At 72.5% G+C, this 25,509-nt stretch carries 22 protein-coding genes; 5 read left to right on the top strand and 17 right to left on the bottom strand.

The window, feature by feature from the left end:
• Positions 1 to 59: 59 nt before the first annotated feature.
• The 13 genes from panC to dacB form a co-directional block, all read right to left on the bottom strand.
• Positions 60 to 950, bottom strand: coding sequence for a pantoate--beta-alanine ligase (panC, locus tag QQX13_RS07215; protein ID WP_301152922.1), 891 nt, complete (start codon positions 948 to 950; stop codon positions 60 to 62).
• On the bottom strand, positions 950 to 1,858 hold the full coding sequence (locus QQX13_RS07220; protein WP_301152923.1) for a Rossmann-like and DUF2520 domain-containing protein: 909 nt from the start codon (positions 1,856 to 1,858) through the stop codon (positions 950 to 952). The genes panC and QQX13_RS07220 overlap by 1 nt, the downstream gene beginning before the upstream one ends.
• Entirely contained in the window at positions 1,855 to 3,432 is a 1,578-nt protein-coding gene (locus QQX13_RS07225) for a PH domain-containing protein (protein WP_301152924.1), read from the bottom strand. Before QQX13_RS07225 ends, QQX13_RS07220 begins: the two co-directional genes overlap by 4 nt.
• A gap of 13 nt (positions 3,433 to 3,445) precedes the next feature.
• Positions 3,446 to 3,928, bottom strand: a complete 483-nt coding sequence (locus QQX13_RS07230) for a PH domain-containing protein (protein ID WP_301152926.1) — start codon at positions 3,926 to 3,928, stop codon at positions 3,446 to 3,448.
• Between the two features lie 136 nt (positions 3,929 to 4,064).
• Positions 4,065 to 4,541, bottom strand: a complete 477-nt coding sequence (locus tag QQX13_RS07235; protein ID WP_301152927.1) for a DUF3180 domain-containing protein — start codon at positions 4,539 to 4,541, stop codon at positions 4,065 to 4,067.
• A gap of 4 nt (positions 4,542 to 4,545) precedes the next feature.
• A complete protein-coding gene (gene folK / locus QQX13_RS07240) occupies positions 4,546 to 5,589 on the bottom strand; it encodes a 2-amino-4-hydroxy-6-hydroxymethyldihydropteridine diphosphokinase (RefSeq protein ID WP_301118709.1) in 1,044 nt (347 codons plus the stop codon).
• A 5-nt stretch (positions 5,590 to 5,594) separates the two neighbouring features.
• Positions 5,595 to 6,413, bottom strand: coding sequence for a dihydropteroate synthase (gene folP, locus QQX13_RS07245; RefSeq protein ID WP_301152928.1), 819 nt, complete (start codon positions 6,411 to 6,413; stop codon positions 5,595 to 5,597).
• 6 nt (positions 6,414 to 6,419) lie between these two features.
• Positions 6,420 to 6,986: a GTP cyclohydrolase I FolE gene (folE, locus tag QQX13_RS07250; protein WP_301152930.1), complete on the bottom strand. Its 567-nt coding sequence runs from the start codon at positions 6,984 to 6,986 to the stop codon at positions 6,420 to 6,422.
• A gap of 4 nt (positions 6,987 to 6,990) precedes the next feature.
• Positions 6,991 to 9,057 carry an ATP-dependent zinc metalloprotease FtsH gene (gene ftsH, locus QQX13_RS07255; protein ID WP_301152931.1) on the bottom strand — a complete coding sequence of 689 codons (2,067 nt, stop codon included), beginning with the start codon at positions 9,055 to 9,057 and terminating at the stop codon, positions 6,991 to 6,993.
• A gap of 217 nt (positions 9,058 to 9,274) precedes the next feature.
• Positions 9,275 to 10,108, bottom strand: a complete 834-nt coding sequence (locus QQX13_RS07260; RefSeq protein ID WP_301152932.1) for a type IV toxin-antitoxin system AbiEi family antitoxin domain-containing protein — start codon at positions 10,106 to 10,108, stop codon at positions 9,275 to 9,277.
• Between the two features lie 312 nt (positions 10,109 to 10,420).
• Positions 10,421 to 10,969 (bottom strand): hypoxanthine phosphoribosyltransferase, encoded by a 549-nt coding sequence (gene hpt / locus QQX13_RS07265; protein WP_301118921.1) that lies wholly within the window; start codon positions 10,967 to 10,969, stop codon positions 10,421 to 10,423.
• Positions 10,970 to 10,971: 2 nt separating this feature from the next.
• Positions 10,972 to 11,976, bottom strand: a complete 1,005-nt coding sequence (gene tilS, locus QQX13_RS07270) for a tRNA lysidine(34) synthetase TilS (RefSeq protein WP_301144537.1) — start codon at positions 11,974 to 11,976, stop codon at positions 10,972 to 10,974.
• A 7-nt stretch (positions 11,977 to 11,983) separates the two neighbouring features.
• Positions 11,984 to 13,429: a D-alanyl-D-alanine carboxypeptidase/D-alanyl-D-alanine endopeptidase gene (dacB, locus tag QQX13_RS07275; protein WP_301152934.1), complete on the bottom strand. Its 1,446-nt coding sequence runs from the start codon at positions 13,427 to 13,429 to the stop codon at positions 11,984 to 11,986.
• Between the two features lie 78 nt (positions 13,430 to 13,507).
• Here dacB and QQX13_RS07280 point away from each other — a divergent pair, with 78 nt between their 5' ends.
• On the top strand, positions 13,508 to 14,029 hold the full coding sequence (locus QQX13_RS07280; protein ID WP_301118702.1) for an inorganic diphosphatase: 522 nt from the start codon (positions 13,508 to 13,510) through the stop codon (positions 14,027 to 14,029).
• Between the two features lie 208 nt (positions 14,030 to 14,237).
• Here the strand turns inward: QQX13_RS07280 and QQX13_RS07285 are convergent, their stop codons facing one another.
• A complete protein-coding gene (locus QQX13_RS07285) occupies positions 14,238 to 15,644 on the bottom strand; it encodes a C40 family peptidase (RefSeq protein ID WP_301152936.1) in 1,407 nt (468 codons plus the stop codon).
• Between the two features lie 235 nt (positions 15,645 to 15,879).
• Here QQX13_RS07285 and metX (QQX13_RS07290) point away from each other — a divergent pair, with 235 nt between their 5' ends.
• A complete protein-coding gene (gene metX, locus QQX13_RS07290) occupies positions 15,880 to 17,076 on the top strand; it encodes a homoserine O-acetyltransferase MetX (protein ID WP_301152938.1) in 1,197 nt (398 codons plus the stop codon).
• Positions 17,077 to 17,112: 36 nt separating this feature from the next.
• On the opposite strand, the gene QQX13_RS07295 is transcribed toward metX (QQX13_RS07290), so the two are convergent.
• On the bottom strand, positions 17,113 to 19,260 hold the full coding sequence (locus QQX13_RS07295; RefSeq protein ID WP_301152939.1) for an SIR2 family protein: 2,148 nt from the start codon (positions 19,258 to 19,260) through the stop codon (positions 17,113 to 17,115).
• A 372-nt stretch (positions 19,261 to 19,632) separates the two neighbouring features.
• Between QQX13_RS07295 and QQX13_RS07300 the strand changes: the two genes are divergently transcribed.
• Positions 19,633 to 20,877 carry a glycoside hydrolase family 32 protein gene (locus tag QQX13_RS07300; protein ID WP_301152941.1) on the top strand — a complete coding sequence of 415 codons (1,245 nt, stop codon included), beginning with the start codon at positions 19,633 to 19,635 and terminating at the stop codon, positions 20,875 to 20,877.
• Between the two features lie 22 nt (positions 20,878 to 20,899).
• Here the strand turns inward: QQX13_RS07300 and QQX13_RS07305 are convergent, their stop codons facing one another.
• Complete coding sequence (locus tag QQX13_RS07305) at positions 20,900 to 22,183, bottom strand: S-layer homology domain-containing protein (RefSeq protein ID WP_301152942.1); 1,284 nt, start codon at positions 22,181 to 22,183, stop codon at positions 20,900 to 20,902.
• A gap of 432 nt (positions 22,184 to 22,615) precedes the next feature.
• Here QQX13_RS07305 and QQX13_RS07310 point away from each other — a divergent pair, with 432 nt between their 5' ends.
• Together QQX13_RS07310 and metX (QQX13_RS07315) are read left to right on the top strand one after the other, a co-directional pair.
• Positions 22,616 to 23,974 (top strand): bifunctional o-acetylhomoserine/o-acetylserine sulfhydrylase, encoded by a 1,359-nt coding sequence (locus QQX13_RS07310; protein ID WP_301152944.1) that lies wholly within the window; start codon positions 22,616 to 22,618, stop codon positions 23,972 to 23,974.
• Positions 23,971 to 25,173, top strand: coding sequence for a homoserine O-acetyltransferase MetX (gene metX, locus QQX13_RS07315; RefSeq protein ID WP_301152945.1), 1,203 nt, complete (start codon positions 23,971 to 23,973; stop codon positions 25,171 to 25,173). Before QQX13_RS07310 ends, metX (QQX13_RS07315) begins: the two co-directional genes overlap by 4 nt.
• Here metX (QQX13_RS07315) and QQX13_RS07320 read toward each other — a convergent pair.
• The gene (locus tag QQX13_RS07320; RefSeq protein ID WP_301152946.1) at positions 25,170 to 25,475 is read right to left on the bottom strand and encodes a PqqD family protein; all 306 of its coding nucleotides are present in this window, start codon (positions 25,473 to 25,475) and stop codon (positions 25,170 to 25,172) included. The two genes, metX (QQX13_RS07315) and QQX13_RS07320, sit on opposite strands and share 4 nt — an antisense overlap.
• Between the last annotated feature and the right edge of the window lie 34 nt (positions 25,476 to 25,509).

Raw genomic sequence — 25,509 nt, forward strand, 5'->3', positions numbered from 1 at the left:
GTCCGTGCGGACTGTCCGAGGGGGGTGGGTGGGCTGGGGTGGAGGGAGAGTGCCCGCGCTCAGGCCTCCGCCGGGGCCTCCGGCAGCACCGGGCCGATCCGCGTCACCACGTTGTCGATCAGCCGGGTCGCGCCCACCTGCGCGGCGACGGCCACCACGGCCTCGCCCACGTACCCGGGCGTCAGCTCCTCCGCGGTCACGGGGTCGAGCGCGGCCAAGTAGTCGACCTCGACCTGCGGCACCTCGGACAGCGTGTGCCGACCCGCGGCGAGCACGGTCTCCAGATCCCGACCGGCCCGCGCCGCGCCGTCGGCGGCCTGCAGCGCCCGGTGCAGCACCAGCGCGCGGGTGCGCTCGACGGGCGACAGGAACACGTTGCGCGAGGACAGCGCCAAACCGTCCGCGTCGCGCACGGTCGGGACGGGCACGATCCGGGTGGCGATCGACAGGTCCCGCACCAGCGCTCGCACCGCGATCACCTGCTGCGCGTCCTTCTGTCCGAAGAACGCCAGGTCCGGCTGCGTGAGGTTGAGCAGCTTGGTCACCACGGTGAGCACACCGTCGAAGTGGCCGGGACGATGCGCGCCCTCCAGCACGTCGCCGATCGCGCCCGCGTGGACGGTCACCACGGGCGGTCCACCGGGGTAGACCTCGTCGAGGGACGGCGCGAACACCACGTCGACGCCGAGCGGCTCGAGCAGCGCGCAGTCGGCCTCGAGGGTGCGGGGGTAGCGCTCCAGGTCCTCGTCGTCCTCGAACTGGAGGGGGTTGACGAAGATGGTGACGACCACCTCGTCGGCCGCCTCGCGAGCGGCGCGCACCAGCGCGAGGTGGCCCTCGTGCAGCGCGCCCATGGTCATGACGACCGCGCGCGACGCCCGGTCGCCCGAGCGCCGGCTGGGCCGGCTCGCGAGGCCGCGCAGCTCGCGCGCGGTGTGGACGATTCGCATCAGGGCTCTCCCAGGGTGGCGATGAGGTCGGCGTACACGGCGGGTCCGATGCGCCCCCCGCGCAGCGCCAGGTCGGCGGTCGCGCGGGCCATCGCCCGGTACGCGAAGAGGGCCTCGGGCTGGTCCGCGAGCGCCTCGAGGTGCGAGGCCACGGTACCGGCATCGCCGCGCACCACCGGACCGGTGAGCGAGGCGACGGCGCCGGGGGCGTCCCGCAGCGCGCCGTCGATGGAGGCGTGCGTGAGCGGCGCGAGCACCCGGGACGGGTCCTCGATGCCGATCCGCGCGAGCATCGCGCTCGCCTGCGTCACCGCGGTCACCACGTGGTTCGCGCCGTGGACCAGCGCCGCGTGGTACACCGGCCGGTCCCACTCCTCGATCACCACGGGCTCGCCGCCCATCTCGACCACGAGGGCCTGGGCGATCGGCAGCATTCCGGGCGGCGCGGTCACGGCGAACACCGCGTCGGTGAGGCGGGCGAGGTCCAGCGACGTGCCGGAGAACGTCATGGCCGGGTGGATCGCGAGGGGGACGATGCTGTGGCCGGCGGCCTCCGTCAGCACGGCGATGCCGTGCCGGCCGGCGGTGTGGACCACCAGCTGGCCGGGGCGCCAGGCCCCCACCTTGGCGAGGCCCGCGGCGACGGGCGCGATCGCATCGTCCGGCACCGTGAGCAGCACCAGCTCGGCGGCCTTGACGGCCTCGTCCGGCGGCACGACCGGGACGCCCGGCAGCATCGCCTCGATGCGCGAGACGGAGGCGTCGGAGACGCCGGTCGCGGCGACCACGTCGTGCCCCGCCTGGCGCAGCGCCGCCGCGAGCACGGCGCCGACGCGGCCCGCGCCGACCACCGCGATGCGGAGACGCCCCGGACGCCGCGATGCGCCCGTGATGTCGGGTCCGTTCACAGCCCTACCGCCTCCCGCCACTGCTCAGGGGTCTGTCGCCGCCGACCCTCGCGGGCGCGGGCGGCCTGGGCGTCGAGCAGGGCCATCGCATCGTCCACGTCGAGGTGGGCGGCGACGGGCTTGACGGGCCCGGACGTGGAGTGGACGTCGACGTTCGCGAGGCTGAGCCCGCGCAGGAGCGGGCCCTGGCTGAGCCCGAGCGACTGGGTGCGCTCGTGGGGCACGACGTAGAGCTCGCGCTCCCAGCGGCCGCGGCGGATCAGCAGGGCGCGCTCGGTCGCGCGGACGCCGCGGAAGCGCCACTGCAGCGGGTCGACGCGCCGGGCCCGGTCGGGGCTGGTGAGGAAGCCGCCCTCGCCGCCGCGGCCGCTCATCGCGAGGCCCAGGGTGCCGGCGGGGTCGGGGTCGCCCAGGTCGGGCAGGATCAGCCACACCGCGGTCAGGGCCTCCTGGCGCGTCGCGACGGGGTGGAGGATCGAGACGGACTCCTGCTCGTCGCCGTAGCCGGCCACGTTGATGGAGATGCGCCACCAGTCCTTCGCGCGCCAGAACAGCGGCTGGTGCAGGCGGATCGCCTGGACGCGGCCCGGCGGGACGGTCTGGCGCCGGGTCTCGGTGAGGCCGTGGCGCAGGCGCAGACCGTCGTCGCTCAACCCCGCCGTGAAGTGGAAGCCGCCGTTGATGCGGGTCCAGAAGAATCCGAGCAGACCGAACAGCGCACCCACCGTGGCGAACAGCGAACCGCCGAGCGCCGCCAGCAGGGTGCCGACGAGGTCGTAGTCGAAGAAGAGCCAGGCGGTGAGGCCCAGGACGAGCACGATCGCCATGAACGCGGCGGGTCCCGACAGGATCGTCGAGAGCACCAGCCGACCGATCGGCACCGTGTAGACGGGGCGCTCCTCGCTCGCCGCCACCGCGGTGCGGGGCGCCTCGGTGCCCAGCAGCACCGCCTCGGGGTCGTTGAGCGCCTGCGCCCTGCCCGCGAGGTGGGAGGTGAGGTCGCGCAGGCGGGGCGAGCCGTCCGGGGCGCCCCCCGCATCGTCCGCCGCCGCATCGTCCCGCTCCGCGACGCCCGCCGCGAGCGCGAGGATCTCGTTGCGCAGCGCCTCGGCGTCCCCGAGGCGGAGGTACCGCAGCTCGACGCCGGACTTGGAGCCGCCCGCGACCTGCACGTTGATGGCCGCGAAGCCGAAGATGCGCGCGAGCAGCGGCTGCACCACGTCGACGGCCTGGAGCCGGTCGAGGCGCGCCTGACGCTGCTGCTGGGTGATGATGCCCTGGCGGAGGTAGACCGCGTCGTCGCCGATCCGGTACTCGGTGCGTCGCCACTGCCAGACGCTGATGAGGATGGTCACGGCGAAGCCCAGGATGGCCGCGACCACGATCCAGAGCAGGGGGAACTGGTCCGCGAACTCGAAGGCGCTGTCGAACGACGTGCCCGCGATGATGTCGGGCAGCCGCTGGTGGATGAAGTAGGCGAGCAGGATGCCGATCACCGCCCAGCCGCCCAGCAGGGGCGACACGGGGTGGACGCGGGTCCACTCGCGCGGGGCGCGGAAGGTCTGCTGGGTCACGTCGCCTGCCCGATCAGAGTCCCGCGAGGCGGGCCTCGCCCCTCGTGGTGAGGCGGTCGCGCAGCCGGGCGGCCTCCTCCGCGGGGACGCCCGAGATCGAGGCGTCCGACGCCGGCGACGCGGTGTGGAGCTGGAGGGTCGCGATGCCGAACGCGCGATCGATGGGCCCGGCCTTCACATCGACGAACTGCATGCGGCCGTAGGGCACCACCGTGACGCTGCGGAACATGCGGCCCTTCTTGACCATGAGGTCCTCGCTGCCCTCGGCCCACGCGTGCGCGGTGACCTGGCGGCGGATCACCCAGGTGCCCCACGCCCCGAGGGCGAGCGCGGCGACCGGGATCGCGATCAGCGCGGCGAGGCCGCTCGTGAGGGCCGCGATCGCGCCACCCACCGTGATCAGCCCGATGAAGATCCAGAACGGGATCAGGCGGGCGGGGATGAGGCGCGGGGACACGTAGGTCCACGGAACCTCGGCGTTCTCGTACCAGCTCATGGGGTCAAGTCTGCCAGGGCTCGCGCCCTCGGGTCGCTGAGCTCCCCGCAGGAGTCGATGATGCGCGGAGAAGGGCGGTGGGTTCCCCGTGGCGAGCGGGGGCGGGGACGATGCGGGGGCGGGGACGATGCGGGGGCTACGCCGGGCTGGCGTCCGGGGGCGCCGCGTCGTCCTCGTCGTCGCCGCCGATCTTGCACCAGTGCTCGGCGACCCGGCCGGCGCCCGCCATCGCGATCGCGCCGAGCATGGCGACCAGCGCCGAGATGGCGACCTCGCGGCGCGGCGCATGCCCCCACTCGAGGCCGACCGCGAGCGCGTAGCCGCCGAATCCGCCCGCCATGATCGCGCCGGTGTACGCGACGGCCTGAGAGAGCACCGCCGTGCGGGCGGCGCGCAGCGCGCTCAGGCCCGGGTGGGAGCCCGCGCGGTACTGGCGGACCGTCCAGCCGAGCCAGAGGATCATGACCGCCACGGCCGCGCTCACCAGGAGCGACACCCATGACACGGCGGTCGGGGTGTGGCCGCCGTCGATGAGGAAGCGTGAGACCACGAACGCGACCGCGCCCATGATGGCGGCGGTGATCCCCAGCCGGGACGTGCTCAGCGGAGACATCTGCTCAGGCGGGGGCGGGAGGGGCGTCGGCCTGCGCCTCGGGCGCCGGCCACTGCGCGGCGACCATGCTGACGCCCTCGGCGCCCACGGCCGCGGCCAGCTCGCGCACGGTTCCCGCGCCGGGGATGACCAGGTCGGGGGCGAGCGTCGCCCACGGCTGCAGCACGAACGCACGCTGCGCGGCCCGCGGGTGCGGCACCATCACGTCCTCGGCCTCGATGGTGCGGCCGTCGTACCAGAGGATGTCGACGTCCAGCGTGCGCGGGCCGTTCTCCACCAGCCGCTCGCGGCCGTGCAGCACCTCGACGCCCTGGCAGGCGGCGAGCAGCTCGCGCGGGGCGAGGGCGGTCTGGACCTCGATGACCACGTTGAGGTAGTCGTCCTGCGGCGGCCCGCCCACGGGCGCGGTCCGGAACAGGGACGATGCGCGCTGCACCGCGATGCCCGGGATCCGGTGCAGCTCCCACAGGGCCTCGCGGAAGGCGGCGTCGACGTCGCCGACGTTGCCGCCGAGCGCGAGGTACGCGGTGACGGGCTGGGCGGGCTGCTCGTCGGCGGGGTCGTCGATGGGCCGGCGGCCCGTGAGGAGGTCCGCCGAGCGGCCGGCCGACGAGCCGATGCGCTTGTCCGCCCACAGCGCCCCGGACTTGAGGTCGCGGCGGATCTTCACCATGACGTCGCGGAACTCGACGTGCAGCGGGGCCTGCGGCTTGTGGACGGTGACGTCGACGCAGTGCACCCCGTCGAACTCGAGGATCGCGCGGGCGATGTGCTCGGCGACCGTCTCGAGGAGGTCGGCGGAGTCGCCGCCCAGGACGTCCGCGGCGCGGTCGGCGATGTCGGAGTAGTTGACGGTGCGGTCGAGGTCGTCGCGGGAGGCCGCGCCGTGGGTGGACACGTGCGCGACCACGTCGGCGAGGAACAGCTGTCCCGTCTCCTTCTCCGCGGCGTAGACCCCGTGGTGCCCGGTGACCCGGATCCCCTGGACCCAGATCTGGTCCAGCTCGATCCCGTCCTTCACGTACGGCGTGACAGTCGGCGTCGTCATGTCCCTCATCCTTCCCGGCGCGCGGCGTTATTCCAAGCGGACACGACCCGGACCGCGTCGGCGGCGGCGGTCGCGTCGTGGACCCTGACCGCCCAGGCGCCGGCGCGGGCGGCGAGGGCGGTGACGGCGGTGGTGGCGTGCTCGCGGACGGCGGGGTCGGCGGCGTCGACGCCGTCGCGGGCGATCGCTGCGCCCAGGAACCGCTTGCGGCTCGCGCCGATCAGCACGCGGTGACCGCGCGACCAGTCGTCGACGCGGGCGAGCAGGGGCCAGTTCGAGTCGGTCACCTTGCTGAATCCCAGACCCGGGTCCAGGACGATGCGCTGCTCGCCGACGCCCGCCGCCACCAGGGCGTCGACGCGGGCGGCGAGCTCGTCGCGGACCTCCGCGACCACGTCGTCGTAGCGGTCGAGCGCGTCCATGTCCGGCGAGTGCGCGCGCCAGTGCATGCAGATGAAGTCGACCCCGAGATCCGCGACGGTGGCCGCCATCGCGGCGTCCGCGAGGCCGCCGGAGACGTCGTTGACGAGGCTGGCGCCCGCCTCGACCGCCGCGCGCGCCGTGGCCGCATGCATGGTGTCGATGCTGGTGACGATCCCGCGGGCCGTGAGCTCGCGGATCACCGGGATCACGCGGGCGCGCTCCTCCTCCGGCGTCACCGGAGCAGCGCCGGGGCGCGTGGACTCGCCGCCCACGTCGACCAGGTCGGCGCCGCCGGCGACCAGGGCGACGCCCTGGGCCACCGCATCGTCCACCCGGGCGAAGCGTCCGCCGTCGCTGAAGCTGTCGGGCGTGACGTTGAGGATGCCCATCACCAGGGTCATCGCGGCCTACCTGCCGAGGATGAGGCTCATCGCCTCGGCGCGGGTGGCGCCGTCTCGCATGACGCCGCGCACGGCGGAGGTGACGGTGCGGGAGCCGGGCTTGCGGATGCCGCGCATCGACATGCACAGGTGCTCGGCCTCGACCACGACGATCACGCCGCGGGCGCCCAGATCGTCGACCAGCGCGTCCGCGACCTGCGTGGTGAGACGCTCCTGGACCTGCGGACGCTTGGCGAAGACATCGACCAAGCGAGCCAACTTGCTCAGTCCGGTGATGCGGCCGTCGGCGCCGGGGATGTAGCCCACGTGGGCGACGCCGTGGAAGGGCACCAGGTGGTGCTCGCACATCGAGTACAGCTCGATGTCCTTGACGAGGATCATCTCCTCGTGGCCCAGCTCGAAGACGGCGTTGAGCACGTCGGCGGGGTCCTGGTGGAGGCCGGCGAAGAACTCCTCGTACGCGCGCGCCACGCGGGCGGGCGTGTCGACCAGCCCGTCGCGGTCGGGGTCCTCCCCCACCGCGCTCAGGATCTCGCGGACGGCGGCCTCGATGCGCGCCTTGTCGACGGCCATCGCGCTACTCGTCCTTGGGCTCGACCAGCGCCGGGGCGGTGTGGGACTCCTCCTCGGCGCCCTCCGCGGGGGCGGGGGCCGCGGCATCGTCCTGGCCCGCATCGTCCCGCGGCTCGACCGAGGCGCTCGGGGGCGTCTCGACCGCGGGGCGTCGGGCGTCCTCGCCCACCGTGTCGATCCAGGTGCCGGAGATCCAGTCCTGTCGCGGCGCGATGCGGTCGACGTCCGCGAAGATCGCGGCCAGCTCCTCCTCGCCGAGCGTCTCCTTCTCGAGCAGCTCGACCGCGAGGCGGTCCAGGATGTGGCGGTTGGTCGCGAGCGCCAGCGTCGCCTCGGCCATCGCGTTGTCCATCAGCGCGCGGACCTCCTGGTCCACGGTGGACGCGACGGTCTCGGAGAAGTCGCGGCCGTGGCCCATGTCGCGGCCGAGGAACACCTCGCCGGAGCTGCCCGCGAGGCGGACCGAGCCGATCCGCGTCGACATGCCGAACTCCGTGACCATCTGCTTGGCGATCTCGGTCGCCTTCTGGATGTCGTTGGAGGCGCCGGTCGACGGGTCGCCGAACACGAGCTCCTCCGCGATCCGGCCGCCCATCGCGTACGCGAGGTTGTCAAGCAGCTGGTTGCGGGTCTTGGAGTAGCGGTCCTCCTGCGGCATCACCATCGTGTAGCCGAGCGCGCGGCCGCGGGGCAGGATCGTGACCTTGGTGACCGGGTCCGTGTGGCGCATCGCGGCGGCCACCAGGGCGTGGCCGCCCTCGTGGTAGGCGGTGACGCGCTTGTCGTGGTCGTTCATGACGCGGGTGCGCTTCTGCGGGCCGGCGATGACGCGGTCGATCGCCTCGTCCATCTCGTCGGGGCCGATCAGCTGCTTCTCGCGGCGGGCCGTGAGCAGGGCGGCCTCGTTGAGGACGTTCGCGAGGTCGGCGCCGGTGAAGCCGGGGGTCCGGCGCGCGAGTGCGTCGAGGTCGACCTCCGGGGAGATCGGCTTGCCCTTGGCGTGGACCTCGAGGACCTTGACGCGGCCCTTGAGGTCGGGGGCGTCGACGCCGACCTGGCGGTCGAAGCGGCCCGGGCGCAGCAGCGCGGGGTCGAGGATGTCGGGGCGGTTGGTCGCCGCGATCATGATGATGTTGGTGTGGGCGTCGAAGCCGTCCATCTCGACCAGCATCTGGTTGAGGGTCTGCTCGCGCTCGTCGTGGCCGCCGCCCATACCGGCGCCGCGGTGGCGGCCGACGGCGTCGATCTCGTCCACGAAGATGATCGCGGGGCTGTTCTTCTTCGCCTGCTCGAACAGGTCGCGCACGCGGCTCGCGCCGACGCCGACGAACATCTCGACGAAGTCGGAGCCGGAGATGCTGAAGAAGGGCACGCCCGCCTCGCCCGCGACGGCGCGCGCGAGGAGGGTCTTACCGGTGCCGGGCGGGCCGTACAGCAGCACGCCCTTGGGGATCTTCGCGCCCACGGCCTGGAACTTCGCGGGGTTCTCGAGGAACTCCTCGATCTCCTTGAGCTCCTCGACGGCCTCGTCGACGCCGGCGACGTCGTCGAACTTCACGGTCGGGGTGTCGGGCGTCACCAGCGACGCCTTCGACTTGCCGAAGCTCATGAGGCGGCCGCCGCCCGCGCCGCCCTGCATGCTCGACATGAGGAACCAGAACAGTCCCAGGATGATGAGGATCGGCAGGAAGCTGAGCAGCAGCGTCATCCAGATGCTGGTCTTCGGGACCTCGGAGTCGTAGCCCTGCTCGGGGTCGGCGGCGGTGACCGCGGCGACGATCGTCTCGCCCTGGGGGGCGACGTAGAAGAACTCGACCGTGCCTCCCATCTCGTCCCAGGCCTCCGGAGCATCGTCCGGGAAGGTCTCGGGGTCCGCGAGGGTGAGCTGGACGCGCTGATCGCCGTCGACGATCTTGACCTGCTCGACCACGCCGGCCTCGAGCATCGCGAGACCCTCGGAGGTGTCGACGCGCTCGGTGCTGGGGCGGAACAGGTACGACACGGCGAAGCCGAGCACGAGCGCCACCAGCACGTAGGACAGGATGAGGCGGAGATTGAGGACGTTCTTCATCGTGGCACCGACTCTACGCGGTGGTTCCGGGCACAAGTAAAGGTTTCGCTATGGGCGTTCTGCCTGCCGCCCCCTCTCAGATTGCTCCGCACGGATTGGCCGGCGCCACGCCGGGGATTCGAGGCCATACCGGTCCGAACGCCGGCGCGTCGCGATCAGTTCCGTGCGGAGCAACGTGGCGGGCGACGATGCTGAGTGGGACGATGCGCCGCGAGGTTCAGCCCGTGGCGCGCCAGATGAGCGCGCGCACGTCCGCGATGATCTCTTCGGGTGTGCGCATGACGTGGCTGTAGGCATACCGAAGGTGCGGGATTCCCAGGGTGGTGAGCGCATTGCTCCGGCGCCGGTCCTCCTCGAACCTCTCGCGGTCCGAGTGATAGGCGAACCCATCGCATTCGACGACGCAGCAGTTCGCGACCACGAAGTCGACCCGTCCCACGCCGGCGATCTCCACCTGTGGCACGAACGGCACCCCCGCGTCGATCATGGCCGCACGGGTGAAGCTCTCCATCGGCGACTCGCTGAGCGGGTCACCGTGGCGCCGGAGCCACTCGCGGACCTGGCGGGGGGTCGACGTGAAGTCGAGGACCTCGTCTCGCCGCATCAGCCCGAGGCGAAGGGCCGCGTCCATGGCAGCAAGCTGCCCGTTCCGTCCGATGCACCGCCACGACGCATCGAGCGCGCGCAGCAGTGGGCGACGAGCATCCGCGACGTCCTCCGTGTGGTGGACGCTCGCGAGTTCGAGGTCGCGGATTCCCGGTCGACCCAGGCTCCGGTTGGAGGGCACCTCGATGTGAGGCTTCAGGGCGCCCGGCACCACCGGGAGACCCAAGGTCTCGAGGACGGTCACGCACGCCGGTTGGCCCCGGAAGATGGTCGCGACGACATCGGGCCACGGCGTGCTGGCCAGCGCGTAGCACCCGCGATGTGGTCGCACCACCGTGCCCTCAGCGATCGCGAGCGCCATCGCGCTCTGCGGGACACCGGCGTCACGAAGCTCCTTGTAGCGCGCAACGCCCCCGGCGTCGGCGAGCGCACGGAGAGCGTCCATAGCGCGATCGTGTGATCAGCTCCGACCCGTTCGCGTCACGGCAGCGGCTCGCGCGGACACCGGTCGATTCCGCCCACGGCTGGGGACATCGCGAGCGACACCGCCGCGACCCGCCTCCCCCAGATTGCTGCGCACGGATTCGTGGTCGACACGCCGGTGGAGCCGAGCCGATCGGGGCCGCGCACCGGCGTGTCACTCCCAGATCCGTGCGGAGCAACTCTTGGGGGGGCGGAGCCATAGGCGGGCCGACACGCCGCAGACCCGGGACCAGCTCGGTGCGGAGTGTCCAGGAGGAGGGAGGGTCTGGGAAGCTCAGCCCTCGTAGACCTTCGGGTCCAGGATCGCCACGAACGGCAGCGTCCGGTAGTTCTCCGCGTAGTCCAGCCCGTAGCCGACCACGAAGTCGTTGGGGATGTCGAAGCCGATGTACTTGACCGGCACGTCCACGACCGCCGCCTTGGGCTTGCGCAGCAGCGCCGCCACCTCGACGGACGCCGCGCCGCGGGCCCGCAGATTGCCCAGCAGCCAGGACAGCGTGACGCCGGAGTCGATGATGTCCTCGACGATCAGCACGTGACGCCCCGTGAGGTCCGCGTCCAGATCCTTGAGGATCCGCACCACGCCCGACGACTTGGTGCCGGATCCGTAGGAGGAGACGGCCATCCAGTCCATCTGCACCTGCGGCGGCATGCGGCGCGCGAGGTCCGCCATCACCATCACGGCGCCCTTGAGCACGCCCACGAGCAACAGGTCCTGGCCCTCGTAGTCCCGGCGGATGGCGTCGGCCATCTCGTCGAGCTTGCGGCCGATGTCGTTCTCGCTGACGAGCACCTTCGAGAAGTCGGTCATGTCGTACTGCATGGTCACGGACGTCGCTCCTCTTCGGACGGGTGGCTGATGACCAGCCTGCCATATTCGCGCCGGGCCTCGAAGCCTCCGGGCAGCGAGATCGCGCCCTGCCCCTTCCACGCCGTCACGAGCGAGTCGAGCGCCGCCACATGGGTGGCGGTGAGCGGGCCGGCGCCGCGGTTCTCCGCGAGCATCTTCAGCATGCGGGTGCGGATCGCGTCGGGCAGGGCGGCGAGCATGTCGCAGCGCCACTCGTCGGACCGCACGGTCGACACGGAGGTGCCCATCGCGGAGCGTGCCTGACGGTCGAGCTCGTCGGCGTCGGCCTGCAGCAGCGCGGCCGAGCGCGCCAGCCCCGACACCACGCCCGGCCCGAGCACCTCGATCATCGCGGGCATCACCTTCGACCGCAGCGCGGAGCGGCGCGGGCCGTCCTCGATCGTGTTGGTCGGGTCGTGCCACGGGTCGAGGCCGAGCGCCTCGCACGCCATCATCGTGTCCTTGCGCCGGACGTTGAGGAAGGGACGGACGATGCGCCCCCGTCGCGCCGGGATCCCGGACAGCGCGCGGGCGCCGGATCCGCGGGCGAGGGCGAGCAGGACGGTCTCGGCCTGGTCGTCCATGGTGTGCCCGGTGAGCAGCAGCGGCGCGAGCCCGCCCTCGCGGTCGATGCGCGCCTCGAGCGCCGTGTACCGGGCCTCGCGCGCGGCGGCCTCCTGGCCACCCGAGCGCCCCACGATCACCTTCTCGATGTGCACCGTGTGGATGCCGGCGCGTCGCACCTGGTGCGCGGCCCGTTCCGCGACCACCGCGGAGTCGGGCTGCAGCCCGTGGTCGACGATGATCGCGCCGACCAGGTACCCGTGCTTGCGGCCCACGTAGGACGCGGCGGCGGCCAGCGCGAGCGAGTCCGGACCGCCCGAGCAGGCGACCCAGATCCGGGTGCCCAGCTCGAGGTCGCCGAGGGCGTCGCGCACCGCCACGCGGCACGCGGCGACGGCAGGATGAGGTCCGCTCACGCCCGACTCATCCCTCACAGCCACATTCTGCCAGCGCCGTGAGGAACTCATCGAACGCCGCCTTGGGCCGGGTCTGGCCGTACGGCATGCCGTCCGCCAGGATCGCGACGGCCAGCGGCCGCCCCTCCGCGGTGACGATCACCCCGGCGATCGTGGTCACCCCGGTCAGCGATCCGGTCTTGGCCCGGAAGTACCCCGCGACCGGGGTGTCCGCGAACCGCGTCTCGACCGTCCCCTCGAGCCCCGACAGGGGCAGCCAGGACAGCAGGTCGTCGAGCGCGGGCACGTCACGGGCGGCCAGGAGGGACGATGCGAGGGTCGCCGGGGAGATCTGGTTCCGCTCGGAGAAGCCCGCGCCGTCGTGCAGCTCGATCCCCGTGATTTCGACGCCGATGGCCTTCAACGCGCGCCGGGTCGCGGTCGCGGCCCCCTCGGGGTCGCCGGGCAGCCCGGTCTCGATCGCGAGCACCCGCGCGAGGGACTCGGCGACCGTGTTGTCGGACACCGCGAGCAGGTGCCGGGCGATCTCCGACAGCGGCGCGGACTCGACGGCGGCGACCTCGACGGCACCGGAGCCGGCGTCGGCCCGGGTCACCTCGTCGGCGACCGTCACGCCCCGGTCCGCCAGCGCCGCGGCGAGCACCTCGCCGGCGTTGACCGACGGGTCGTCGTAGCGCGCCGTGTACTCGGCGTCCGCGTTGTCCTCGGTGCGGATGCGGGCGATGTCGACGGCGAGGCCGGTCACGGCCGCGGCGTAGCCGCGGTTGCGCGCGTAGTCGGGCCACTCCTCGGGCCAGGCCGGCCCCTCGAAGGAGGAGTCGTCGACGGCGACGGCCACGTCGCCGGTCACCCCCGCATCGTCCAGCGCCGCGGCCACCTGGTCGGCGAGATCGGCGATGCCGGCCCACCCGTTCGCCGGGTCCGTGCCCGCCTCGACCTCGGCCCCGAGGTGCCCGTACCCGGCCGCGAGCATCTCGTCGCCCCCGGCGACCAGCGTGAGCGTCGCGGAGCCGGCGTCCCACAGGACGCGGGTGGTGAGCGTCGCATCGTCCCCGAGCGCGGAGACCGCGGCGACCACCGTGAGCAGCTTGGTGGTCGAGGCGGGGACCTGCGGGTCGGCGGCGGACAGGTCGGCGTAGACCGTGCCGTCGAGGTAGTCGACCACGGCGATGTTGGTGGAGTCGCCGGTGCGCTCGTCGTCGCGGACCGCCTGGGCGAGCGCCTGCACCACCGCCGCGGAGGGCCGCGGCGCGTCCGGGTCGAGCGCCGTGACGGGCAGCGGGGAGGACGATGCGACGGCCACCGGCGCCGCCGTGATGAAGGGCGGCTGGGGCTGCTCGACGGGCGCGAGAGTGAGCCATCCGGGCACCAGATCGGCCGCGTCGGCCCACAGGTAGCCCCCCGCGAGCAGCGCGACGGCGGCTGTGACCGCTCCAAGCACCCGAACCCGCACCCACGACCTCCGAACATGCGCCACACTAGACCCAGGACCGAGACCCGGACCTTCGACCTACCCCAAAAAGGACACCGAATGGAATTCGACGTCACCATCGAGATCCCCAAGGGGTCGCGGAACAAGTATGAGGTGGATCACGAGACCGGCCGCATCCGGCTGGACCGCATGCTCTTCACCTCGACCCGCTACCCCGACGACTACGGCTTCATCGACGGCACGCTCGGTGAGGACGGCGACCCGCTCGACGCGCTGGTGCTGCTCGAGGAGCCGACGTTCCCCGGCTGCCAGATCCGTTGCCGCGCGCTCGGCATGTTCCGCATGCGCGACGAGGCCGGCGGCGACGACAAGGTCCTCTGCGTCCCCGTGGGCGACCAGCGTCAGACCTGGCGCCAGGAGCTGACCGACGTCTCGGACTTCCACCGTCTCGAGGTCCAGCACTTCTTCGAGGTCTACAAGGACCTCGAGCCCGGCAAGTCGGTCGAGGGCGCCCACTGGGTGTCGCGCGAGGAGGCGGAGGACGAGATCCGCGACTCGTTCGAGCGTGCCAAGGGCACCTCGTTCGCGAGCCTCAACCCGCTGATGCCCGCGGAGCACTGAGCGCGCGCCGACTCACCACGAGCGGAAGGCCCGGATCGCAAGGAGGCGGTCCGGGTCTTTCTGCGTCTCCCGCCAGCGCCCCAGACTGCTCCGCACGGTTCTAGCGGCGCCACGCCGGCGCGATGGGACGATGCAGGAGCTCGCGCCGGCGTGTCGCCCACGGATCCGTGCCGAGCAACTTGAGGGCGGGCGCGGCGCGGGGGCAGCCTCAGGGGCGGCCGATGTACGGCATCATGTTCGACGTCATCCACGAGTACAGCGAGCGGATGCCCGCGGGCTTCGAGTAGTTGACGGCCTCCATGACCTGGCCGTCGCCGATGTAGATCGCGACGTGGAAGATCGTCGACGGGTCCGAGGTGTTGGTCGCGTAGAACACCAGGTCGCCGGGGCGCAGCTGCGAGTAGGGCAGGTGCTTGGTCGCCGCGTACTGGCTGCGCGAGGAGCGCGTGATCCACTGCCCCGCGGCGGACCAGGCGGACGAGGTCACGCCGGAGCAGTCGTACTGGTCCGGACCCGACATGCCCAGGCCGTACGCCTTGCCCACGAGGGTCACCGCGTAGTCGGCGGCGACCTGCCCCTGCGCGGCCGTCGACTGGGCGGTGCTGGTCCCCGGCACGTTGGTGGTCGGCTTGGGCGCCGGGGTGGTCGCCGTCTCCTCGGGCTCCGGTGCGGTGGTGGTCTGCGCCGGCGCGGGCGTGGTGGTGGTCGGCTGCGGGGCCGCGGTGGTCGCGGCCGGGCTGGAGGTCGTGGGCCGCGGCGTCGAGGTGGTCGCCGCGGGGGTCGAGGTGGTGGAGGGGCGGGACGCCTCGTACTCGGCCTCGGCCTCGGCCTGGGCGCGCTCGGCCGCCTCCTGCGCGGCGCGCTGGCGGTCGGCCTCGAGGCCGGCCTGGCGCTGCTGCTCGAGCTCGATGGTGACGCCGCGCAGCTCGGCCAGGCGCGCGACCGCGTCGACCCGGGCCTCCTCGGCGAGCGCGACGGCCTCCTCGGCGTGGGCCTGCGCGTCCTGCGCCTCGGCGAGGGCAGCCTCGGCCTCCTCCGCCGCGGCGACGGCCTCGACGGCGGCCTCCTCGGCGTAGGTGCGCATGGTGGAGGCGACCAGCTCGGCCGCCTTGACGCGCTGGACCAGGATGTCGGACTCCTCGGACGAGCGGGTCATCGCCTCGGAGCGGACCACGGCCTGGTCGACGGTCTCCGCGCCGACCACGGCGCCGAGTTCCGCCAGCCCGCCCGAGCCGCGGTATGCGGCCTGCGCGATCGAGGCGAGCTGGGCGCGGGCCTCGGCGAGCGCGACCTCCGCATCGGCGGCGCGCTGGTTCGCGGCCTCGAGGGTGGTCTGCGCCTGGTCGGAGGCGTCGGCCGCCTGCGAGTAGTTCTCCGCGGCGAGCAGGGCGTTGGCGGTGGCCTTGTCGCGGGCGTCCGCGAGCGCGGCGATCGCGTTGTCGAGCTCGTCGATGCCGGCGGCGAGGTCGTTCGCGGCCGCGCGGGCGGCGTCGATCTCGGCCTGACCGGGGTAGTCCTCCGCGACGGCATGCTGCGGCGGGCCCGCGATGACCACTCCCGCGGCCACCCCGAACATGGCGAGGAGCGCGAGCACCCTCTTGCCTGCGCCAGTCACTTCAACCACCTTTGTCACATCTGTCACATCAGTCCCAGGTGAATGCTAGACGGACCAGGGGCTATCTGTCACCAGTGTGTTCCCGACCTCACATCAGCGCGACCGCAGCCGCCCCGCCCCACCCGCTCGGGACACTCACTCCTCTTTTATCGGCAGGAATGTCTCCTACGGGACACTCAGTCCTCCTCGGTTCTCACAACAGCCGGCCCACCGCCGACCCCCTAGGCTTCGGAGCATGGATGACGACGGCATCGAGACCGACGCGCTCGCCGCGGATCAGGGCCCCGGCCCCGGCGCGCCGATCCCCGCGAGCGCCGCCTGGCGCGAGGGCGACCACCCGGGACGCCGCCTGTTCTTCCCGCTCGGCGACCTGGACCTCGAGGCCGACCCGCTCGGCACCCTCCCCGACACCGTCCTTGCATACGAGACGTGGGGCACGCTCAACAAGGCCAAGGACAACGCGGTCTACATCGCGCACGCGCTCACGGGCGACAGCCACGTCTTCGGCCCGGCCGAGCCCGGCCACCACACCGGCGGCTGGTGGAACGCGATGGTCGGCCCGGGTAAGCCGATCGACCCGGCCAAGCACTTCATCGTCTGCGCGAACGTCGTGGGCGGCTGCCAGGGCAGCACCGGGCCCGCGTCGCCGCACCCCGAGGACGGCCGCCCGTGGGGCAGCCGCTTCCCCTACGTGACGATGCGCGACATGGCCCGGGCGGAGATCGCCCTGATGGACTTCCTCGAGATCGACCGATGGAGGCTGATGACCGGCCCCAGCATGGGCGGCATGCGCGCGCTCGAGTGGGTGTCGATGGTCCCCGAGCGCGTGGGCGCGATCTCCCCCGTGGGCTCGACCGGCGCCACCACCGCGGACCAGATCGCCTGGTCGACCGCCCAGGTCGCGGCCATCCAGGCGGACCCGCGGTACCGCGACGGCGACTACTACGACGCCGCCGACGGCGACGGCCCCCACGTCGGCATGGGCATCGCGCGCATGATCGCGCACACCACGTACCGCAGCGCGGGCGAGCTCAACGAGCGCTTCGACCGCAGCTACCAGGGCGACTCCGACCCGCTGGGCAAGGGCGGCCTGTTCGCGGTGCAGAGCTACCTCGAGCACCACGCGCGCAAGCTCGCGCGCCGCTTCGACGCCAACACCTACATCCGCCTGGCGCAGGCGATCCAGTCGCATGACGTGGGCCGCGGACGCGGCGGCGTCGAGACGGCGCTCGCGCGGTACACGGGCCCAGCCCTGGTGATCGCGATCGACTCCGACCGCCTGTACCCGATGCAGAACTCGCAGCGCCTCGACGCGGCACTGTCCGGCTCGGACGGCATCAAGGTGGTCCACTCCCCCGTGGGCCACGACGGCTTCCTGGTCGAGGCCGCGCAGATGATCGCCTTCATGGACGAGTTCGAGCGCAGTCTCTGACGCGGTGGCCGTGGGGTGCCATGCCCTCTCGGCAGGCTAGAGGTTCACGATCCAGTTGAGCCGGTCCTGGTCGAGGCCGCCGGTCGCGTAGGCGACCTCGCGGTGCCAGCCGCGGTGCCCCCATCGGGCGATCTCGCGTGGACTGATCGTCGCGTGGCCGGCGCGCGCGAGCGTCGCCGTCAGCCAGGCCGCGGTGGCGCCCATCCCGCGGCGGCGGTACGTGCGCTCGAGACGTCGAAGCCTCGCCACCGCACGCCGAGCACCATCGGGATCGTCGAGCTCGCAGGTCGCGGTGATGACCGCAGCGGCGTGGCGCGACAGCCAGCACGGTGGCGCCTTCCGGGTGCGTCGGGACAGCACCGCATCTACCTCCCGACGACACGCATCGACGTCTCCGTCGACGCGGTACCGCTCGGCGCTGTGCAGGAGGAAGTAGTCGTAGAGCTGGCCTTCGACGCTCTCCGCGATCCCGCGTACTCGTTCCAGCTCGTCGCGCGCGGACGCGCCCGAGGTCGCGTGCAGAGCTGCGGAGACCCCCGCCATGAGGGCCTCCCCTCGGCGCGCGCCCGCGAGTGCGACGGCTCGCTGCATGCGCGCGTCGAGATCGCCCGCCGTTGCCTGCAGCTGTGGGAATCCGGTCTCGAGGAACGCCTCCGCCGGGCTTCGTCCCCAGACCGCGGCGATCTCGGCGGTCTTGGCCAACGCGTAGGCCTGCTGTGAGGCGTCCGCATACGGGAGCGACGGCATGATCTCGGCGAGGATCGTGATGGCTCCTCGGTAGTCACCCACCGTGCGGCGCGCGTCGGCGAGCCACGTGGCCTCGTCGACCAGTTCTCCCTGCCCGAATCCGGAGGGCGGCGGGTCCCAGCGCCGCACCAGAGCGTCGACACGGGCACCGCGCCCCGACGTCATCAGGCGCTGGACCAGGCGGACGCGAGCGCGTCGCGCGATCACACCCCTCCTACCGCGCGGATCCTTCCCGGCCTGCATGACCAGGATCCTGTCGAGCAGTTCAGCAGCGCGCGGATGGCCAGCGAACGCGACGTTGATGGAGATCTCCGATATCCGCGCCCCGAGAATGCGTGGGTCTGCGGTCGAGAGAAGCGTGCGAAGCGCCTGGGACGGCCTTCCCTGGCGGCGATGGCAGCGGGCCGTCAGTCGCGCCGCGTCCTCGCGAGCCTTCGCGGATACCCACGGCCGCCGCATCGAGGCGATCGCCTCGGGGTACATCCCCAGCTCGACCATCACCCGGACCAGCGCCAGCACACGCTTCTCCGAGAAGCCGGGATCACGATCGCGGCGCATCAGTTCCACGGTGTCCTGCGGCACCTCCACCTCGCGGTTCGCGCGCGTCGATGCCACGTGCCGGAGCTCCTCCATGACGGGCCCATCGACCGCTCCCGCCAGGAGGTCCTGCCCATAGCCGCGGACCACGGCGACATCGCATCCCTGATCACCGAGCAGGCGCAACGCTTCCCGAGCCTCGTCGCTGAGCACCTCGCCGACGGGCGCGGTCCACGTGACATGCCGGGGCCGCGCGGCGACCAGTTCCGGCCACACATCGCGGTCCCGCGCCGAGTAGCCCATGACAAGCAGACGACTACCCTCGACGCGCGCCCTCAGTTGTCCGCACATCTCGGGCGACAGACCGCGGAGGTACTGCGAGATGGTGGTGACGATGGAACCGGGCTCATCGACCGTGCCGTGCAGGTGGAGCACGTCCGCCGCTCCCGCGTCCTCCAGCAGCCGGTCCATGTTGACGGTGACCAGAGGAGAGCCCCAGCCAGCGAGCGCGCGGTGGATGAAGTTGACCGGAGCGTCCTTGAGCACGTCGTAGATGCGCACCAGATCGATCAGATCGAGCGAGTGGTGCATCACCTCCATCAGCTCCTCGAGGCGCAGGCCCTCGGCTAGCGCCCCGTCGCCCTCCATCCGCTCGAGGACCCCGGCGATCGCATCCGGCGACAGGGACGGCTCCGCATCGCCGATCCACTGGATCGCGGCGCGCGCGAGCCGATCCCCACTGGGAAGGGTCGATGGTGCGGGAATCGAGATCCCGGCGCCGACGAATACCGCATCGAAGTCGTCCGCGACCAGCCGCCGCACGCTCGTCACCGGCGCACCCGCCATGGAGCCAATTGCACGGCGAACCCCTCTCCCGCACCGGCATCGCGTCGCGAGCACCGTACCGAGGCCGCGACCGACCCCGGCTCACCAGCCACGAAGCAACGCCCTCGCACCGCCACCCTCGCCCCCCCGGACATGAAGCGAGGCCGCGGTGTCCCCCCAGACCACCGCGACCTCGCCACTGTTCGCTTCAGGCGACGGGCTCAGCCCGCCGTCATCGCCACTTCATCCAACCCGCGACCGTCATGGTCCCCCCTACGGGCCGTCCGGGCCCCCTCAGCGTCCGGGTCGACCGTACCGACCGGCACCCGGGCGCGCATGCCCCCATTTATGGGGGCACCGGCATGATCTGCCAGGGATTGTGCGGCTATGTCGGATATGTCAGCGCGACGATGCGCGCCCCACGCCGGGCCGCGCGAGGATGGACGCATGGACCCGTACCCCCGCCTGCACCCGCGCCCCGCGACGGGCTGGGTCAACGACCCGAACGGCATCGGCTTCTGGGACGGCCGCTGGCACGTGATGATGCAGTGGAACCCGGGCAGCGCCCGCTGGGGGGACATCCACTGGGCGCACCTCAGCTCGCCGGACCTGGTCACCTGGGAGGAGCACCCCGCCGCGCTGACGCCGCGGCCCGGCACCATCGACGCGGGCGGCTGCTGGTCCGGGGTGGCGACGGTGGACGATGCGGGGGTCAGGTGCCTGGTCTACAGCGCGACGCCGCGCGGTCCCGAGGAGGCGGGCGTGGCGATCGCCCGCGACCGCGGCGACGGCACCTACGCGCAGCCGGACGCCATGATCCTGCCGCAGTCCGCTGACCGCCCCTTCGAGCACATCCGCGACCCGTTCCTGTTCCACCACGACGGCCGCCGGCTCGGCCTCCAGGGCTCCGGACGCGACGGGCGCGGCGCGGCACTGCTGTACGAGGTCGCAGAGTTCGACCGCTGGGAGCCGCTCGGGGTCCTGCTCGCCGCCGCCGATGTGCCGGACCCGCTCCCGAGCGGCGGCGACATCTGGGAGTGCCCGCAGCTGGTGCGCGTGGACGACTCCTGGGTGCTGGTGGTGTCGTGGGCGTACCTCGACAACGGGCCGCGCGGAGCGGTCGCGTACGCGGGCGAGCTGGTCCCGGAGCAGGGCGGCTACCGCTTCGTGCCGCGCACGGGCGCGCCGCTCGACCACGGCCCGGACTTCTACGCGCCGCAGGCCGCCCAGGTGGGCACGCGCGCCGTCGTGTTCGGCTGGTCCGACGAGGGCACCGGCCCGGGCGCGCGCACCCAGGAGGAGATCGACGCCTCGGGCTGGGCGGGCACCATGACCCTCCCTCGCGAGGTGGTGGTGGACGATGCGGGCGTCGCCCGCCTGCGCATCGTCCCCGAGGTCCGGGCCCTGGTGGGCGACGCCGTCGGCGAGCCGGCGCCGGAGGGCGGCACGCGCATCGTCGATCCGGCCTGGATGGCGACCGCCGAGGGGCCGTGGCGCCTGTCGCTCACGGGACCCGACGGCGAGCGCGACGTCGCGGCGGGCGACGGCCCCGCCGAGGTCTGGGTCGACGGGTCGATCGTCGAGGCGTTCGGCCCCGCGGGGTCGACCACGCTGCGCGCCTACCCCGCCTCGGGCGAGGCGTGGGCGTGGCTCGCCACGGGCGCGGCGCCGCGGGAGCTCCGGCTCCCGTAGCACCGCGCCCGTGGCGAGCGGCTCAGCTGTCGAGCATCGCGAAGCGGTAGAGGAACGCCGCCATCGCGTCGCGCTTGATCGCGGAGGCCGGCTTGAACTTCTGGCCCGAGGACGTGCTCCAGCCCCGCGTCACGCCGGTCTGCGCGAGCCACGAGATCTCCGTGTAGAACTGGTGCGTCTTCGGGACGTCGACGAACGCGGACTTCGACGGCGCCGTGTAGCCCGAGACCCCCGCGAAGCGGTAGAGGAACGCGGCCATCGCGTCGCGGCCGATCTCGGACGAGGGGCGGAACTCGGTCCCCTTCGACGTGGTCCAGCCGCGCGTGACCTCGGACTGCGCCAGCCAGGCGATCTCCTTGTAGAAGGGGTGCGTGGTCGGCACGTCGATGAACGGGGACTTCTTCGGCGGCGTGTAGCCCGTCACCCCGGCGAGCCGGTAGAGGAAGGCCGCCATCGCGTCGCGCTTGACGGTCGACAGGGGGCGGTACTCGTAGGTGCCGTCCTTGAGCTTCCAGCCCGTGGTGATGCCTGCGGACGCCAGGAACTCGACCTCCGGGTAGAACTCGCCGTCGTAGGCGTCCCAGAACATGGGGATGCGGTCGAGCGTGAACCACAGGTCGGTCTGGTAGAAGCCGCCGAGGTCCAGCACCACGGCGTGCTCGGGTCGGAACGCGTCGAGGAAGTACTCCGAGGTGTAGGTGGTCTCGTCGCTGTAGACGTCGAGCCAGGTGGCGCTCACCACCACCTCCTCGGGCACCATGGCGGTCATGTACCAGTAGCCGTCCTCGTCGGTGCTCGCGGCGCCGATGATCTCGCCGTCGTAGCCCTCGGCCAGCACGACCGCGCCCTCGGCGTTCCCGCCGTCGGAGAGCGTGACGGTGCCGTAGAGGGTCTCGCCGTAGTCGAGGTCGATGTCGATGCCGGTCACCGCGCCGGCGACCGTCACGGTCTCGGCCTCGTCGGCGTACCAGGTGCCGGGCCAGTACTCGGGGATCAGGTTCGGGATCTCGATGCCGGCCGGGTCCTCGGCGGCCACCGCGACCATGTAGTCGCCACCCGCCGGCAGGTCGATCGTGTACGCCCCGGTCACCGGGTCCACGTCGACGTACTCGACGTCGTCGCCGATCGCGACCACGTACGCCATGCCCAGCCAGCCGGCGGGCGCGCCGTCGGGGACCGAGACGGTCCCCGAGATGGAGTAGGTGACGGCCTGGGCAGGCGCGGCTACCAGGAACGATGCGCCGATCGCCGCGAGCGCGGCGGTGGCGGCGGCGCGGCGGAGCGCGCGCGCAGGTGCAGCGGACATGCTGAGATCCCCCTCAGTGTGGCGCGGCATCCGTGCCGCGCGTGCAGGGGGATCGTACAGCCTGCGGCACCCGGTGCCGGACGCCGCGCGCAAGCGATGCATCAGGGAGCCGGGTTGCGCATCCGCGACATGACGCCGTACAGTCCTCCCCATGTTCCGTCGAATGTGCCGCTGACCGAAGCGCACGTTCGTCGTGCGCCCGTGAGGGCGCCGGCCGCGAACTCTTGATCAGGAGCGGACGCAGGCCAGGAACCCATCACCCACGGGCCACGCTCTCGTGTCGCACCGCGCCCTCCGGGGTCGCGGACGGTCGGCGCGCTTGCACGCCCGACGGTCGGTGACACCACGCCCGGAGGCGCGGATCCGCAGCAGTTCTGGCATCACGCCACCACCTCCATGCGAATCCACACGACCTTCAGGAGCAGAATCACCATGAGCAACGACTGGGCCTTCGAGACCAAGCAGATCCACGCCGGCCAGACCCCCGACGGCGCCACCGGCGCCCGCGCCCTCCCGATCTACCAGACCACGTCCTTCGTCTTCGAGGACACCACGCAGGCCGCGGCCCGCTTCGCGCTGGCGGAGCTGGGCCCGATCTACACGCGCATCGGCAACCCCACCCAGCAGGCCGTCGAGGACCGCGTCGCGGCGCTCGAGGGCGGCGTGGGCGCGCTGCTCGTGGCCTCCGGCTCCGCCGCGAACACCCTCGCGATCCAGAACATCGCGGAGGCCGGCGACCACATCGTCTCCTCCCCGTCCCTCTACGGCGGCACCTACAACCTCTTCGAGTACACGCTGCCCAAGTACGGCATCGAGGTGACGTTCGTCGAGAACCCCGACGACCCGCAGAGCTGGCGCGACGCCGTCCGTCCCAACACCAAGGCGTTCTTCGGGGAGTCGATCTCGAACCCCAAGCAGGACCTGCTCGACATCGAGGCCGTCGCGGCCGTGGCCCACGAGGTCGGCGTCCCGCTGATCGTCGACAACACCGTCGCGAGCCCCTACCTGATCAACCCGCTCCAGTGGGGCGCGGACATCGTCACCCACTCCGCCACCAAGTACCTCGGCGGCCACGGCACGGCGATCGGCGGCGTGATCGTCGACGGCGGCTCGTTCGACTTCGGCGCGCACCCGGAGCGCTTCCCGAACTACAACACCCCCGACCCGAGCTACAACGGGCTCGTGTACGCCCGCGACCTGGGCCCGGACGGCATCTTCGGGGTGAACCTCGCCTTCATCCTCAAGGCGCGCGTGCAGCTGCTGCGCGACACCGGCGCCGCGATCAGCCCGTTCAACGCGTTCCTCATCGCGCAGGGCATCGAGACCCTCAGCCTGCGCGTGGAGCGTCACGTCGAGAACGCGAAGCAGGTCGCCGACTTCCTCGAGGGCCACGCCCAGGTGACGTCGGTCGCGTACTCGGGCCTCGCATCGTCCCGGTGGAACCACCTGCAGCGCAAGTACGCCCCGAAGGGCGGCGGCAGCGTCCTCGCGTTCGAGATCGTGGGCGGCAAGGAGGCGGGCCAGGCGTTCGTCGACGCGCTGCAGCTGCACTCCCTGGTGGCGAACATCGGCGACGTCCGCTCGCTCGCGATCCACCCGGCGACCACCACGCACTCGCAGCTCAACGAGGCGCAGCAGGCGTCGACCGGCGTCTCCCCGGGCCTGGTGCGCCTCGCGGTGGGCATCGAGAACATCGACGACATCCTGGGCGACCTCGCGCTCGGCTTCGAGGCCGCGGCGGCCGTCGTGGCACGCCAGGACGATGCCGTGGTCGAGACGGTGCCCGCGTGACCGACCACGTCGACACCGCCTGGGCGCCGGCGGGCGAGGCGAGGGACGGGCACCGCCCGATCCCCGCATCGTCCGCCTGGCGCCCGGGCGACCACCCGGGGCAGCGCAAGTTCGCGCACGTGGGCGTCATCCCGCTGGAGGGCGACCCGCGCGGCGAGCTCGACGTGACGCTCGCGTACGAGACGTGGGGCGAGCTCAACGAGGCGCGCGACAACGCCGTCTACGTGGCGCACGCGTTCACGGGCGACAGCCACGTGGTGGGCGAGGCCGGGCCGGGGCACCTCACCGGCGGCTGGTGGGAGGACCTGGTCGGGCCGGGCAAGGTGATCGACACCGACCGGTACTTCGTGGTGAGCGCGAACGTGGTGGGCGGGTGCCAGGGATCGACCGGGCCGGCGCATCCGCACCCGGAGGACGGGCGGCCGTGGGGGTCGTCGTTCCCGTACGTCACGCTGCACGACCAGGTGGTCGCGGAGGCGCGCCTCGCCGACCTGCTGGGTGTCGACGCCTGGGCGCTGGTGATCGGGCCGTCGATGGGCGGGATGCGCGCGGTCGAGTGGGCGGCGACGTTTCCGGAGCGGGTGCGGGCGATCGGCGCGATCGGCACCACGGCGGCGACCACCGCCGACCAGATCTCCTGGCACGCGGCCCAGGCGGCGGCCATCCGGCTCGACCCGGGCTTCCACGGCGGGGACTACTACGACCAGCCCGACGGCGAGGGCCCGCACCACGGCCTCGGGCTGGCGCGGGTGATCGCGCACACGACCTACAGGAGCGCGCCGGAGCTCAACGAGCGGTTCGGCCGCGCCGTCCAGGACGGCGACCCGCTGCGCCCGGAGGGCTTCTTCGCGGTCGAGAGCTACCTCGACCACCACGCCGACAAGCTCGCGCGGCGCTTCGACGCGAACGCCTACCTGCGGATGCTGCACGCGATCAACACGCACGACGTGGGCCGCGGCCGCGGCGGCGTCGAGGCCGCGCTGTCGCGCTACGAGGGCGAGGCGCTGGTGGTCGCGATCGACTCCGACCGGCTCTACCCGCTCAGCGATGCGGAGCGTCTCGCGGGCGCGCTGCCGAGCGCCGAGCTGGTGGTGCTGCACAGCGAGATCGGCCACGACGGCTTCCTGGTGCCCGAGTCGGGGTTGAACGATGCGGTGGCGGGGCTGCTGGAGCGGGTCGCGGTGGGGGTGGGGGTCTAGTCGACCGGCCCTCCCCCGTCGCCGCCCGCGACCAGGCCCAGCTCGAGGAGCTGGGCCACGAAGTCGTGCACCTGGGGGGCGATGTCCTCGGCGGGAGCCTCGTAGGCCTCGGCGAGCTCCTCCACGACCTGAGCCTCGGCGCGCGTGCCGTCGATACGGGTCCAGATCTCGAAGGCGGTGCCCTCGAAGACGTAGGGCACCTGCTGCTCCTCGAGGCGAGGAAGGTTCAGCACGGTGGCGCGGGTGTCCGAGGTGACCTCGGCGAGGCCCTCGGTGCGGGTCAGCGGGCGCGGCTCGGTCATGGGCTCATCCTGCCCGATCCACGGCGCCGGAGCG

It is taken from the genome of Demequina lignilytica, from assembly GCF_030418375.1.
In the GTDB taxonomy this organism is placed as follows: domain Bacteria; phylum Actinomycetota; class Actinomycetes; order Actinomycetales; family Demequinaceae; genus Demequina; species Demequina lignilytica.